Origin of the sequence: Paenibacillus sp. J23TS9 (assembly GCF_018403225.1) — a bacterium.
Classification (GTDB): Bacteria; Bacillota; Bacilli; order Paenibacillales; family Paenibacillaceae; genus Paenibacillus_AQ.
Genome location: NZ_BOSG01000003.1, coordinates 53,350 through 68,241, shown reverse-complemented (window position 1 = coordinate 68,241; position 14,892 = coordinate 53,350). Strand labels below are relative to the sequence as shown.

Here is a 14,892-nt window from a genome sequence, read left to right as displayed (position 1 = left end):
AGGGCTAATGCTCCATATCAAACGGGATATTCATGAACTGCTATTGAAGGCTTTTGAGCTTGGTGCCTCCGATCTTCACGTTTCACCGGGTTCACCGCCAATGCTTCGCATGGATGGAGCGCTTGCAGTCATGCAGGAAGAAGAGCTGTCCCCGGAAGATGTGAAGGTGATGGCACAGGATTTGATGGGCCCCCGAGAAAGGGAACGTTTTGAGCAAGAAGGGGAAGTTGATTTTTCTACTCAAATCGAATCGGCCTGCCGTTTCCGGCTCAATGTATTCCGGCAGCAAAATGGCGCTTCAATTGCGGCGCGCTTGATTCCAGCCGTGGTGCCGGATCTTGCGCAGCTTGGACTTCCGCCGGTGATCCGTTCCCTGACGCATAAGCCTCATGGCTTAATACTCGTGACCGGACCTACGGGAAGCGGGAAATCATCGACGCTGGCAGCGCTCATCGACCACATCAACCATACGCAGCATAAACATATCATCACGCTGGAGGATCCCATCGAGTATATACATAACAACAGGACATCCTTGATCCAGCAGCGGGAGGTCGGAAGCGACACCGCAAGCTTTGCTCAGGGTCTAAGGGCTGCACTGCGGCAGGACCCGGACGTGATTCTGGTAGGAGAGCTCCGGGATCTGGAGACGATTTCAGCAGCCGTTACAGCCGCGGAAACCGGGCATTTGGTGCTTGGAACTCTGCATACAACCGACGCGCCGCAGACGATTGACCGCATCATTGATGCTTTTCCCGGACATCAGCAGAGTCAGATCCGCATACAGCTGGCAGGCGTACTGAACGCCATTGTTTCGCAGCGGCTTCTTCCAAGGAAAGCGGGTGGGGGCAGGATTTGCGTGACGGAAGTCATGATCAATACGCCTGCCGTGGCCAATCTGATCCGATCCGAGAAAAACCACCAGATTCGCAATCTCATGCTGACCGGAAAAAGCTTGGGCATGCATACGATGGACATGTCCATTCGTGAGCAGCTGCAGACCGGCATCATCGATGCGAAAACGGCGCAGTCGTATCTGGCGGAAGGAGGCAGCTGATGCCGCAATTCGAATATGTGGTTCGGACAAACGGCGGCAAGGATCTGAGAGGGAAGCTGACTGCCCAGGACAAGCCATCGGCGATGGACGAGCTGCGGAAGCGGAACCTGACGGTTTTTTCATTAACCGAGCAGCGCACATCCATTCTCTCGCAGGATTTATATATCGGAAATCCGGTCAAAACCATTCATTTTATTATTTACTGCCGCCAGTTTGCAACATTGATCCGGGCCGGAGTCAGTATCGTAGACGCCAACCGGATTCTGGCGGAACAGACCGAAAGCAAGGCGCTGCGCAAAGCGCTTCTGGATGTCGACTCAAGCTTGTTACGCGGAGTGGCCTTCTCAAGCGCCGTGCAGGAGCATCGGAAAATCTTCCCCAACCTGTTCGTCAGCATGATCCGCGCGGGTGAAGAGTCCGGGGATTTGGAAGGGACATTGGAGCGACTGGCCGTATTTTTCGAGAAACAGCATAGCACCAAGGAAAAGATCAAATCAGCCCTGACGTATCCCATTACCGTCGGACTGATGGCCATCGCTGCAGTCGTGTACCTGCTGTACGCCATTGTTCCGCAGTTTGTCACCATGTTCGAATCGATGGATGCCCAGCTTCCGGCGATTACCAAAATGGTGCTCGCGCTGAGCAACAGCTTTCAGCATCAATGGTTCATCTGGCTGGCGGGTCTGCTGATTGTGATCGTCGCCTATCAGTGGACAAAACGCACCGAACGCGGGGCTTACATGCTGGATTATGCCAAGCTCAAAATCCCGGTGTTCGGCAAGCTGAATCAGAAGGGCTCGATTGCCCAATTCTCGCGGACCTTCTCGTCGCTGTATGCAAGCTCGGTGCCGGTGTTGCAGGCATTAACAATAGTCGAAGAGGTGGCCGGTAACAAGGTGATAGGAGGATATATCCGCTCGGCTGGAGATTCACTCCGCCAAGGAAATCCGCTTTCTGATCCGCTCAAAAAAGCATGGGTATTCCCGCCGCTGGTCACCCAGATGATAGCCATCGGCGAGGAGACGGGCGCGCTTGACCTGATGCTGTCGAAAGTAGCCGATTTCTATGAGATGGACGTAGAGAATACCGTCGACCGGTTGAAATCGCTCCTCGAGCCGCTGCTGATCGCGTTCCTGGCCGGCGTGGTGGGCATTATCGTGGCAGCGATTATGCTGCCGATGTTCAGCCTGTATAACAACATTTAGAGCCTACTGGTTCTGACTGTATATAAAAATGAACTCATTATACTTAAATTTTAATAAGGAGGATCATCGTATGGAAGCGATAATGAAAAAACGTTTCGGTAGATTGGGAAGAGAGGAAAAGGGCTTTACGCTGATCGAGCTATTGGCGGTTATCGTGATAATCGGGATTATCGCGGTGATAGCCGTGCCGTTGATTTCGAATGTTATGAACAAGTCGAGGGATTCAGCAGATGTGGCAACAGCGAAACAGGTTTATGATGCGGCGAGGTTGTATGTAACGAATGAGTTGAATGGAGACTTTTCAGGGAAAATAAAAGATGATGAAACAGCAGGCACTGTAGGTACTTTAACAGTTAACATTGCGACGTTGAAATCTAAGAAATATTTAGATGCTAATCTTTATTTGCCGAGCAGCAAAGAAGTCATAGATGCAGGTGCGGTTACGTTTTCTAACAATGAGTTATCTGGTGTTACTTTGTTGCATGGAGAGAAATCTTTAGGGAATTTTAATGCCACGGAAGTATTAAGTAGCAAAAAGGATACCACTACTAAAAATTAACTTATTGATCAGTGAGGCAATAGAAAAGACATTTTTAATGTTTTATAACAATACACCAGCGGAGCAGACGGAATCGTTCTGAAGAAGCGTCAGCGTTCGCCTTTGTCGTCGGATTTCTACCCTGACCTTATTCCAATCCAGGAAATCCGTAAGACAACAGCGATCGGGAGAATGATCCGTATGCGCAGCGACCTCAAGAGCGCCAAAAACAGCCTTTAAGAAACTAGCTTCAACCTAGCAATACTTATAGCCACATTTTTTCAAAAAGTAGCATTCTCATATTAGCAGTATCCACAAGTAGTAGCTGCATTCACAAATAGCAGTATTCAATAGTAGTAGGCATTCTCAAATAACAGCAACACCCAAATAACGAGCCTAACATTTTTCATGCAACCAGGAACCGGATCACCCTTTCCGGTTCCCTTTTCAAATCAAAGGAGCCATCTCGCCAATGACACTGATCATCCCCATCTACGCCCTGATCTGCGGACTGCTGCTCGGCTCTTTTTATAACGTCGTCGGCCTGCGCGTTCCCGCGGGTGAATCAATCATTCACCCGCCTTCCCACTGCACAGGCTGCGGAACACGCCTAAAGGCAAAAGACCTGGTGCCGGTGTTCAGCTACCTGCTCTCCCGAGGACGCTGCCGCCACTGCGGCATAAAACTCTCGGTACTCTACCCTTTAGGCGAGTCGCTGACAGGACTGCTGTTCCTGTGGGCCGTCCTACATGAAGGCATCAGCGGCAGAGCGCTGATCGGGCTGGTACTGATCAGTTTGGCGGTGATCGTGACAGTTGCGGATCTCAAATACATGCTGATTCCGAATAAAGTGCTTCTCTTTTTCACGCCGATCCTCGTTGCCGCAGTTTTCATCTTCCCGGAGGGCCGACTATGGAGCCATCTGGCCGGAGCGGCAATCGGGGGCGGAATCACATTCGTCTTGGCGTTATTTGGCGGTATGGGCATGGGGGACGTAAAGCTGTTTGCTCTTTGCGGCTGGGTGCTGGGTATCCCGAATGTGCTGGTCGCGTTTCTTGCGGCATGCATCATGGGAACGGTTGTATACGGACTGCTGATCCTGGCAGGCGTTCTCCGGCGCAAACAGCCGGTACCATTCGGACCTTGGCTTGCCGCGGGTACGCTGCTGGCTTACGGGTACGGTACAACGATGATAAGCGGGTACCTCTCGCTATGGAGTTAGGGGGTTAATCATATGAAGCTTCGGGGGACCAAGCCGCTGGGTCTTGCCATTGAGCAGACAGGCATCCGGTACGTCCGGCTGAACAACAAAAAAATATGGGGTATTACCCGTAAAGGCATGCTTCCTCTCCCGAAAGGCATGATCGTAGATAATCATATTGCTGACCGGCAGGGGCTGAGCGATTTGCTGCATCGGTGGGTGAAAAAGGAAGGGCTGCGCGGGTCGCAGGTCACCCTGTCCATTCCTCCGTCACAGATCATCATCCGCAAAATGTCGATTCCGAGCACGAACCGCAAACAGCTGGATCAGCTGGTACGCCTTGAGGTGGAGACCGGACTTCATCTGCCTTTTGACAATGCGGTCTATGACTATATCGTGACAGATACGGATGAAGCATCGACACAGCTGCTGGTATTTGCCGCACCGGGAGGACTCATAGACAGCTACATCGAGCTGCTTCATGAAGCGGGATTGAAGGTACAGAACATCGAGATATCTGCCACAGCCTTGGCCAGAGCGATCGTGCTTAGAGAAAAAATGACATTTTCCGATACGATGCTCATCCATCTGGATCGGACTATGCTGGATGTGTATTTGTTCCATGGGGGGCATCCGTTATTTCTGCGGACCATCAACTTATATGACCTGACTCCTCCTCCTGGGGAAACCGTCTTCTGGCCCCAAGATACAGCAGTGCAGGAAGCAGCGGCTTCAGCAGAGTCTGCGGAAGATATCCATGGACCGGCGGGGGATCAGCTGTCGGCGGAGCAGCTGGTGGAAATTACGGCTGAGATTTCCCGGATGCTGAACTTCTACCAGTACAGTCTGCATGACGGTTCCACCCGTATTACGGATGTCATCGTTACCGGCCCGGTCTCCGGTCGAGTGCAGCTGCTGCGGGAGCTCAATCAGATGCTGCCGGATATGGATATCCAGGCGGCTTCATTTCAAGAAGCGGCGAGACGGGGCCTTAACCCCGATCAAGCCGATTTGAATGATTACCGGATTGCGCTTGGAGCCTCCTTATACGGGCGCGGTGTGAGTGACCTGCATCTGATGCCCCGGGAAGATAGAGAAGCCCAGGTATTTCCTTATATTGTTTTATCACTGATCGCCGTCTGGCTGTTTGGTATGGCCGGGATGGGCTGGTGGTACGCTTCTTCCCACGGGGAGAATGGTACGCTTGCCGAGCAAATTCAGGGCGTTCAGGATCAAAAGGCAGCCATTCAGCTGGACCTTGCTTCTATAAACAGTGGGGGAGCAGCTTCTAATAATCCTCAGCAGGTCGTGGATGAAATTTTGGCCAACCGGATGGATGCTGTGGCAGTTCTGGATAAGCTGGATGGCAAATTGCCGAAGGGAGCGGTCATCCGGAATATTGCCTATAGCCAATATGGGGACATTACGCTTTCCGTGAACATGCTGCGGATGGAGGATGCTGCGGCCTATCTAGCCGAATTGGAAAATATGCCGTTTGCCCTGAAGGCAACGATAGAAAAGCTGACGGAAGAACAGGCCGTGCAGGCCGGAGGAGCAGCAGCTCCGGAAACGCAGATAACCAAGCCGAAATATGCAGTCATGTATAAAATAAATACAAGCCGTCTTGACGCAGCGGCAGCGGTGAAGGAGGTAGACCATGCTGGAGAAGATCAACCATAATCGATCCGTTATACTTCTGGGCATGGTGGCGCTGTTTGTTCTGTCATTTGCCTTCTACATGTTTGCCCTGAAGCCTTCGATGGATACGGGGACGATCCGCCAGTCGGAGCTTGAAACACTGCAGCAGGAGAGAGATATTCTGGATAAAAAGCTGGCTGATCTGCGCAGCAAGAGTAGTATGGATGATCCGGATTTCCAAATTGCCCGTGAAGCTCTGCCGCTGGATGAAGATACACAGCAGCTCGTGCTGCAGCTGAAAAAGATTCAAGACAAGTCATTCGCCAAATTAACGGATATTGAGTTTCAATTACAGGAGAGTAATCAGATTGCTCTTATGACGGGGAAAAAGCCGGAGGATTACAGCTCCGTTAAGGAAGTGAAAATGAAAGCTGTGGTGGAAGGCGGCTATAATGAGATCCATGCGTGGATGAAGCAGCTTCAGGCCGCACCCCGCCTCATTACCATCGATTCCTTCAGCTTTCAACAGCCGTATGAGCAGCGCAATCCCGGAAGCATTTTGACTGCAAATATCTCATTCACAGCCTATTACACGGCCGCGAAACCGAAATCCTAATGTTCTTTTACAAAAGAGATAGCCGACTCTATGATCATCATAGAGCCGGCTTTTTTACGGTTACTACCCGTTTATTTCAAATCCGGCACGCCCCATTTTACGATGTGGCCCGCATGAGTCAGACCGCCTCCAAAGCCATAAAGAAGCAGGGTGTCTCCGTATTTCAATTTCCCCTCCTGAATCCCAAGACCAAGCGCCAGCGGGATGGAAGCCGCGGAGGTATTCCCCATATACTCTACGCTGTACAAGGTGTCATCCAAAGAGAAGCCGGTTTTTTCGCACATGGATTCAACCATTCTCAGATTAGCGCTGTGGGGCACAAACCAGTCAATATCCCCGGTATTCATGCGGGCGCGTGACAGCAGCTCTTCAGTTCCTGCGGTGACCGTCCGCGTAGCCCATTTATATACTTCCCGCCCGTTTTGGACCATGTAGCCATTACCTTGTAACGGTAGCCCATTCATCCATTTGGATATGCCGGAACGGTAGAGATGTACACTTCCGCTGCCATCTGTCCCTTGAATCGATTGGATAAAGCTTGGATTTGTTTCGTCATACTCAATCAGCACCGCTCCAGCCCCGTCCCCGAACAGAATGCAGGTCGTCCGGTCAGTGTAATCGGTAACCTTAGAAAGTGTTTCCCCGCCCACCACAAGTATTTTACGATGCAGTCCCGAGGTTATGAGTCCATTGGCCACATGCAGTCCGTAAGCGAATCCGGCACAGGTCGCGTTCAAATCGAATGCCCCGGTGTTTGGGATCTTAAAATGCTCCTGGATAAGGCAAGCCACGCTGGGGAAGGGATAATCCGCAGTCGTCGTAGCGACAATGATCAAATCGACGCCATCAACTCGCTTGCTATAGGTTTGCATCAAATTGTCTACTGCCCGGATGCATAAATCCGACGTGAATTCCTGTTCTCCACTGATCCGCCGTTCCCGCATTCCAGTCCGCTGCACAATCCATTCATCATTCGTATCCACGAGCTTCTCCAGATCCTCATTGGTTAATTTCTTCTCCGGCACGTACGTTCCGATGGCGGTGATTCTGGCTTTGGATGACAGTGTATTCATCGCGATCTCTCCTCATCTTGGATTATGGAATTACCAGCAAAAAAACCTGGCATAAATTATTATCAGGTAATAGTACCTGGTACTAATTATATGCAATATGAGTTCATTTTCAACCTTTTTTTTTGTGAGTTGTTTGTTCCCTTAACTTTTCGATTTCATTTTACTGCTGCTCAATTTCCATATACGTCTCCTTTATTCGATTGAATATGTTGTTGGTTGATCGCCAACGATGGATAAATTATAATTTATCCAGATTAATTACGAAATTAGGCCATTTTTATTGATGTTATCCAGTAAATCAAACACTTACTATTTGTCAGTATTGGGGTGAAAATATAGATCATTAGTCTAACAAGATGTACCGGATCATTAGGAAGCGGTAGGGGGAATGAATGCATGACTTCAAGCTATAAGAAAATTGCTTTTGTATGGAATGAACCAAAGGAAAAGATCGTGGTGCCAGATCGCTGCGAATTTAAACAAGTAATCCTGGAATTAGAAGACTCGTTTAAAGAGATTATTAGTCAAGTCGTTGTAGGTTCTTTAGATAGAGAGGATAAAAAACGCATTACACCGGAGAGTCATCATGAACTAGTAGAGGACATTTTCAACGTCGACGAAGGATATTTTCATTACGAAAAAAATTGGTGGGAACTGGCCTACTATAATGGAAAACCCGTTGGACTTATTCAACCTGTTGTATTTAAAGGATGTGAGAAGAATGGATTGATGGAAGGAACGATTCATTACATAGGTGTCATTCCTGAATTCCGCGGGAAAGGATTTATTAACGATTTGCTGTTAAGAGCAACAAGGGTGTTACAAGATATTGGGGTTTGGAGAATTTATGCCGATACCGATGTTGAAAATTTCCCGATGAGGCATGCTTTCGAGAAGGCGGGATACGAGATTAATAAAGAGTGATGCAATTTTGCTGATTTTAAAAAGCATTTTATGTAGGTTCTTTTGGTGGGCCTCCATGACATAGGAGAAAATATTCCGGTCTTCCGGCAGGGTAAACGTCTCCACGGTTTTGAGAAATAGCCGCGTATCTGCGGCTATTTTTGTTATAACGATATATGTTCTTGGCAAAACCGGAGGACAAAAACATATATTGTATATGAAAACGCCGTTTGATAAATCAAAAGGGCTGGCACCCACACCGGATGTCAGCCCTTTTTCCTATGTTAGCGATGCGTTCATTGCTTAAAGTGGTTTTTACCGGAACGCCCCTCGGTAAACTGTGACCGTTTGAATTTGGCAGGGGATACGCCGAGCTTCTGGGTGAAGATTCGGGTGAAGTAGTGAACCGATTGGAAGCCGCACTGACAGGCGATATCTTTAATGGACTGCTCCCCTTCCAGGAGCAGCTGCGAAGCAAATTGAACCCTTCGCTCCTGAACATAGTGAACGAAGGTTTGGTTTGTATGCTTTTGGAACAGTCTCGTCAGGTGACGCGAAGAGATATGAAGATGATTAGCGACGGTCATCAGGGTGAGTTCTTTGCTCAGGTTATCGTTAATGAACAGCTTGGCTTGCCGGAAAAGGATATTCTCTTCATGCAGGGCATCCGTAGGAAGCTGCAGGGAAAAAGCCGGTTTAAGTCCATGCAGTGCGAGAATCGAAAGCAGCAGGGACATCGAGCTGTTTTTCAGCAAGACGGGCATGACAGGGCCTTCATTTTGAAAAACGGATATTAACGCTTCCCAAAAACGGCCTGCAGGATGTGCGTCAGCGCCATAGATGACCGATTGGGCTTGCTCCAGGAGCTGGCGGAAGGCCTCGATGTATAGACTCCCTGAACGCTCTTCATCCACTTCAAAGGCAACATACACCAGGGTTAATCCGGCAACGCTGCGTATTTGATGCCCAGTGCCAGGCAAGGACAAAAAGGATGTTCCCTGACGGAGCGGATATTCCATGCCGTGCTCGATGTAAAAGCCGCTGCCTTCGATCACATAACAGGCTTCGAAGAAAGAATGGCGGTGCAGGGCATTATCAAAATGCGTGGGCATGAACCCCCAATATAGGATGGAAATACTCAAGTCTTTCTCTTCAAGCCTGGTTAGCTGGCGGTTGCAAATTTGGTTGGCACGGCGGAAGGTTGCTTCGATCAGTGACATGGGTATCTCCTTTCATCATATAAATCAGAGACTTGAATGGAGTGAATCAAAGGCGGAAAACAGATGTCCGTTTTTTACAAAAGGAAGACCTGTTCATGCAAAGACATCGGCACACTGTTTTAATACAATGTTACACAAGTTGGGCGTTGTTTGGAAAGATTGTTGTTTAAATCAAGATCGTCGTTACCCTGAGGAAGGACTGAAATGTTATGTTCGAAACAAGACCGCTGAATCCGATTCGAAAAGCCATCCTTGAAAATGGCATGGAACAGGGATATGAGGCATTACTGAAGCGGGTGATCTCTCAAACGCAAGGCGCAAGCAGTAACGTGGTTACCTTTGCGATAGACGGTACGCATGGTGCTGATTTTCAGGCGCTGCTAAAGCGCTTGATCCCATTCGCAGAGGAGCATGGGTTTCGCTTCGCCGCTGCGGATGTGTATGGATATTTGAAATCCGGAACGGAGCTGAGGCATCATTTTGACCGGAACATAACCGATAATCGCGCCTTTGGTTACGTATCGGAGGCGAAGATTGACGATTATTTCAGGGACGGGGCACAGCGTAGTTTTGCCGAGTATGCAGACGAGCTCGTTGAAACCGCAAGCGCCAGGACGCTGTTTATTGTTTTTGGCCCAGGTGCTTTATGGCTGTGTGACGGCCGCTTTGAGGGTTCACTGTTCCTCGATGTTTCGCGGGAATACCAGGAGATCGCCCATAAAGATGGGTTGTTGAACTTCGGATTGAGCTGGAATGTGGATGCGGTAGAAAAATATAAAATAGCTTATTTTGTGGAATGGCCGCTGATGGAAGGCTACCGGAAGGAGCGATTGGAATCATTTGATATTTATGTCGATATGAATGATCCGCGCTGCCCCGTAATGATGACCGTACGCGACCTTTTGGCTGTGATTGATGACATTGCCCGGTTCCCGCTGCGCGTCAAGCCGTTTATGATGCCGGGCGTATGGGGTGGGCAATATCTGAAGCAAATAGCCGGTCTGCCGGAAAATATGGTGAACTGTGCCTGGAACTTCGAGCCGATTGCTCCGGAAAATTCGGTGCTCGTATCGAAAGGGAATCAGGTCGTGGAAATTCCCTTCCTGCTCGTGATGGCTTATGCCCATATGGACATGATCGGCGCCCGTAACGTTCAGTTGTTCGGCGATTATTTTCCCGTCCGGTTTGACTTTTTGGACACGATGGATGGTGATAACCTCTCTTGTCAGGTCCATCCGAAACAGGCTTATGTCCGGGAGCGATTCAATGAATTTATGGAGCAGCAGGAGTCGTATTACATTATGGAAAAACAAGGCGACGCCAAAGTATACCTCGGATTGACCGAGACCTGTGCGCCTGAGTCGTTCCAAGCAGCTGCAGAGCAGTCCCAAGCCACCGGAGAACCGATAGCATTTACGGACTATGTGCAGGAATGGACAAGTGAGAAGGGAGATCTGTATCTCATTCCGACGGGGACGGTCCACTGCTCGGGGAAAAACAATTTCGTGCTAGAAATTTCGGCGACGACATGGTGGTTTACATTCAAAATATACGACTATGTGCGAAAGGATTTGGATGGAAAGCCGCGTCCCATGAACATCGAGCACGCCTTCGAAAATATTGATTTTACGCGTAAAGGAGATTGGGTTCGGGATCACCTGATTCCGGGGCCGAAACTTCTGAATCAGCAAGGAAGCAATATGGAGTACGTACTTGGGGAAAGAGAGGATTTGCTTTTTTATGTCAATCGCATCCATCTGACCGATCGCTGGGAGGATGAAACGGATGACGAGTTCGTTCTGCTTAATCTGGTTGAAGGGGAATGCGTGCGTATTGTTTCGCTTGATGATGAAACGGTTTATGTCGAATTCCGTTACGCAGAGTCGTACATCATCCCTGCCTCGTTTGGTGCGTACGCCATTGTGAATCTTGGGAGCATGCCATGCAAACTGATTAAAGCAGGCGTTTCGAAAAAATGGAACATCAGCTTGGTCGACATACATGCGTGATAGCGTATTGGCCTTTGACGTCGGAGGCACTTATGTTAAAGCAGGTATTTTTGAAAGCAGCGGGAGCCTCCTTGAACCTGTTGCCGTCTATCCCGCCCGTTCGGGGGAAGAGAAGGAAGTGCTGCTGCGGCATTTTACCGATCTTGTCGAGGTTCAGGGAAAGCGGGTTCCGGCCGGATACGCGATCCGGGGTGTCGGGTTGGGGTTTCCAGGCCCTTTCGATTATGAAAGGGGAATTTGCCGGACACGTGGCTTGAACAAGTTTGAAGCGTTGTACGGCGTCAATCTCAAGGAAGAACTGACCGCCAGGATCGCGGGCATTCCTGAGCTGCGGGCAAGATGGAGTTCTCTGCCGGAAGTTGCCATCGAAAATGATGCAGCATTGTTCGCTCTCGGCGAATGTGCCTTTGGTGTCGGGCGAGGGTATGAGAAAACGATTTGTCTGACGATTGGCACGGGCTTCGGCTCAGCCTTCGTTAGCAGCGGACAGTTGGTCAAACAGGGCAAGGGGGTTCCTGAAGGTGGATGGCTGTATCGTTTGCCATACCTGGAGGGAATTATGGACGACTACATCTCGCGTAGAGGAATCGTTCGTCTTGCCAGAGAGATGGGGATTGAGAATGTAGCTGCAGGAGAAGAGGATGTGAAGAATTTGGCGGATCGGGCACGCTCCGGCGAAAGGCAGGTGGCACAGCTGTTCCGTAAATTCGGCGAAAGGCTGACGGAGGTGCTGCTCCCGTTTATCCGATCCTTTCAACCTGGCGCCGTCGTCATTGGGGGGCAGATTGCCCAAAGCGCCGATCTATTCGTTACTGATTCGATGGATAACATTCCGGTCCGCATCTCATCGGATATATCGGTGAGTGCGCTTAGGGGAGCATGTCAGCTTTTTACTGGAGATCAGGGCTGCTAACCGTTTTGGGCGCGTTGTTCCTTTCTTTTATTAATTGATGCTGGGAGATGTATTTATGAATGAACTTAGCCGTAAATGGCGTATCTTTGTGATTCACCATTCGCATACGGATATTGGTTATACGGAAAGACAGGAGCGAATTGAGCAATACCACATTGATTTTATTCGCCAAGCCGTCATGATTTCCAAGGCCATGCGGTCCGGAAAACGGGATGAATGGAAGGGGTTCAAATGGACCTGCGAGACATTTTGGGCGGTTGAGCAGTTTCTTCGCGAAGCTACTGATGATGAGAAAAGTGACTTTGCGGAAGCGGTTCGGCAAGGTGACATTGAATTATCGGGCACGTATCTCAACATGACGGAGCTCGCCGATGAAGACCTGCTCCGCTCCATTCATGCCAAAGCATCCGCATATGGACGTTCTATCGGCTGTCCCGTGGACTCTGCCATGACAGCCGACATTAACGGCTACAGCTGGGGTTACGCGAAGAGCTTGCTGGATGCCGGTGTTCAGCATTTGTTCTCCTGCATCCATACGCATCACGGCATGTTTGCTCTGGGGCGCAAGCAGACTCCATTCTGGTGGGAGACGCCGGACGGAGAGAAACTGCTTGTATGGAACGGGGAGCACTACATGTTTGGCAATGAACTGGGCTTATGTCCGGATGGAGTCGGCAGCTATATGATCCGGGACGAATTCATTACGCCGGCAATCGTAAACAACCGCGAGGAGATCATGGCGACGCGCATTGAGCGTTATTTGCGCAAGCTGGAAGAAGAGGGATATCCTTACGACTTCGTTCCGGTGATGATTTCGGGTCTGGCAACGGATAACGGTTCGCCGAATGGGGATATTGCACAGGCGATTCAGACGTGGAACCGGGAGCATGGGGACATGGTTCAGATCGAAATGTCCACGTTAAGCCTTTTTTTCAGCCACTTGAAGCAGCAAACCGTGGAAATCCCGGTGTATCGCGGCGATTGGCCGGATTGGTGGTCGGATGGTGTAACCTCTACGCCAATGCATACACAGATCTTCAAGGATGCCCAGCGTACGCTGCGGAAGGTCAAACGTCTTGATCCGCAGCAGCAGATTATCAGCCGGCAGGAGCTGTCGGACATCGAGCGGCAGCTTGTGATGTATGCGGAGCATACATGGGGATTCCATGCCTCTATCCATTCTCCTTGGGACTGGAATGTGCAAATGCTTGAAGTGCGCAAGCTGGCTTATGCAGCTAATGGAAGCCGGTTGGCACACGGGGCTTTGGACAAAGTGCGAAACGAACAAGGCGGTTCACTGCTTCGTCCCGGACGGGCTTTCCGTTACCGCGTGGTTAATACGGAGCCGCATGCATCCAGGCAATTCGCCGTGCTCGAATGGGATGGCTTTGAGAATGAACGTTTCAAGGACGGGCTAGAGGTTATTGACGAGGACAGCGGACAGGCGGTTCCGCATCAAGTTGGTAATCAGAGCGTTACGATTGAAGCGGAGCTGAACCCTGGGGAGCAGAAGCAGTATATTCTCCGGCCTGTGCAAACAACGAAGGCAAACACGACGAGTAATCTCAAGCTGGTCGGGGTAGATACGGTTTATGATATAGAGGATATTTATCCATCCGGAAGTAAGAAGGACGCCGTTTCGATTTCGGAGCATGGTGCCGAATCACCTTATGTGAAGATTCACTGGAGCGAAGAGGGGATCATATCCTGGGTCAACAAAGAAACCGGAGAAGAGCTCATTCGCAAGGATTGGAAGCATGGCGCGTTTACGCCTGTGTATGAACGTACCCCAGCGGTTGATTCGACAAATCCGGGCAGCCAGTATGCAGTGCGCAGCGGAATGGGCCGCAACAGAAAAGGGGTTAACGTGCAGCGCACTTCAGGACGGCTGGTGAAAGCCAAGGCTGTCTCAAACGGTCCATTGTTCGGGGTTGTGGAACTGCAATTCGAAACGCGCGGGATGAGCTATTATTCTGTGTTCCTCAAGCTGCATGCAACTTGCAGCAGAGTTGATTCAGCCGTCCGGTTGCACAAGGACAGTGTCTGGGAACCCGAAAATGTGTATATTTCCCTGCCGTTTACTTCTGGATCACCTGATGACGAAACATTGTGGCTGGATAAAGCCGGCGCTCCGGTTCGGCCATGGATTGATCAACTGCCGGGAACGCTGCTCGACTATACCTGCATTCAAGAGGGGTTGGCCTACGTAGGGACAAACGGTTCCCTCATGGTTGCTACACCGGATACGCCGCTTATTCAATTAGGATCCTTGGAATACGGAAAACGACTGCTCCATACCCAACAAGGCGAAGAGACGGAGCGCCATTTATATGTCTGGGCCATGAGCAACTACTGGGAAACGAATTTTAAAGCCACATTGGGCGGATTCTATGAATTCCGTTACGTCGTTCAATGGAGTGAGGGCATTCGTACAGCGCAGCAGGCAATCGGACAATGTCAGGCGACGAGCTCCGGATTCACGGTTTGGCGCATGAGCTGACTCATCATTTCATTCGTAA

Annotated in this window: 12 protein-coding genes; 10 read left to right on the top strand and 2 right to left on the bottom strand. The window is 50.0% G+C overall.

From position 1 onward, the window contains the following. Positions 1-7 precede the first annotated feature (7 nt). The 6 genes from KJS65_RS18880 (at position 8) to KJS65_RS18855 (ending at position 6,255) form a co-directional block, all read left to right on the top strand. Complete coding sequence (locus KJS65_RS18880) at positions 8-1,057, top strand: type IV pilus twitching motility protein PilT (RefSeq protein WP_213651430.1); 1,050 nt, start codon at positions 8-10, stop codon at positions 1,055-1,057. After that, positions 1,057-2,262 (top strand): type II secretion system F family protein, encoded by a 1,206-nt coding sequence (locus KJS65_RS18875; RefSeq protein ID WP_213651429.1) that lies wholly within the window; start codon positions 1,057-1,059, stop codon positions 2,260-2,262. Before KJS65_RS18880 ends, KJS65_RS18875 begins: the two co-directional genes overlap by 1 nt. Before the next feature lie 70 nt (positions 2,263-2,332). Continuing rightward, positions 2,333-2,821, top strand: a complete 489-nt coding sequence (locus KJS65_RS18870; RefSeq protein ID WP_244864642.1) for a prepilin-type N-terminal cleavage/methylation domain-containing protein — start codon at positions 2,333-2,335, stop codon at positions 2,819-2,821. 451 nt (positions 2,822-3,272) lie between these two features. Further along, on the top strand, positions 3,273-4,022 hold the full coding sequence (locus tag KJS65_RS18865) for a prepilin peptidase (protein ID WP_213651428.1): 750 nt from the start codon (positions 3,273-3,275) through the stop codon (positions 4,020-4,022). Positions 4,023-4,034: 12 nt separating this feature from the next. After that, complete coding sequence (pilM, locus tag KJS65_RS18860; protein WP_213651427.1) at positions 4,035-5,681, top strand: pilus assembly protein PilM; 1,647 nt, start codon at positions 4,035-4,037, stop codon at positions 5,679-5,681. Then, a complete protein-coding gene (locus KJS65_RS18855) occupies positions 5,659-6,255 on the top strand; it encodes a hypothetical protein (protein WP_213651426.1) in 597 nt (198 codons plus the stop codon). The genes pilM and KJS65_RS18855 overlap by 23 nt, the downstream gene beginning before the upstream one ends. Before the next feature lie 71 nt (positions 6,256-6,326). Here KJS65_RS18855 and KJS65_RS18850 read toward each other — a convergent pair whose 3' ends face one another. After that, complete coding sequence (locus KJS65_RS18850) at positions 6,327-7,319, bottom strand: ketoacyl-ACP synthase III (protein ID WP_280531347.1); 993 nt, start codon at positions 7,317-7,319, stop codon at positions 6,327-6,329. A gap of 405 nt (positions 7,320-7,724) precedes the next feature. Between KJS65_RS18850 and KJS65_RS18845 the strand changes: the two genes are divergently transcribed. Next, positions 7,725-8,252: a GNAT family N-acetyltransferase gene (locus tag KJS65_RS18845; RefSeq protein ID WP_213651424.1), complete on the top strand. Its 528-nt coding sequence runs from the start codon at positions 7,725-7,727 to the stop codon at positions 8,250-8,252. A gap of 275 nt (positions 8,253-8,527) precedes the next feature. Here the strand turns inward: KJS65_RS18845 and KJS65_RS18840 are convergent, their stop codons facing one another. Next, on the bottom strand, positions 8,528-9,451 hold the full coding sequence (locus KJS65_RS18840) for a helix-turn-helix transcriptional regulator (protein WP_213651423.1): 924 nt from the start codon (positions 9,449-9,451) through the stop codon (positions 8,528-8,530). A 209-nt stretch (positions 9,452-9,660) separates the two neighbouring features. Between KJS65_RS18840 and KJS65_RS18835 the strand changes: the two genes are divergently transcribed. From KJS65_RS18835 to KJS65_RS18825, 3 genes are read left to right on the top strand one after another with little or no spacing between them, the layout of a single operon-like run. Next, positions 9,661-11,460: a class I mannose-6-phosphate isomerase gene (locus tag KJS65_RS18835; protein WP_213651422.1), complete on the top strand. Its 1,800-nt coding sequence runs from the start codon at positions 9,661-9,663 to the stop codon at positions 11,458-11,460. Beyond that, positions 11,453-12,373 carry an ROK family protein gene (locus KJS65_RS18830; protein WP_213651421.1) on the top strand — a complete coding sequence of 307 codons (921 nt, stop codon included), beginning with the start codon at positions 11,453-11,455 and terminating at the stop codon, positions 12,371-12,373. Before KJS65_RS18835 ends, KJS65_RS18830 begins: the two co-directional genes overlap by 8 nt. Positions 12,374-12,428: 55 nt before the next feature. Next, the gene (locus KJS65_RS18825; protein ID WP_213651420.1) at positions 12,429-14,873 is read left to right on the top strand and encodes a glycoside hydrolase family 38 N-terminal domain-containing protein; all 2,445 of its coding nucleotides are present in this window, start codon (positions 12,429-12,431) and stop codon (positions 14,871-14,873) included. Positions 14,874-14,892 lie beyond the last annotated feature (19 nt).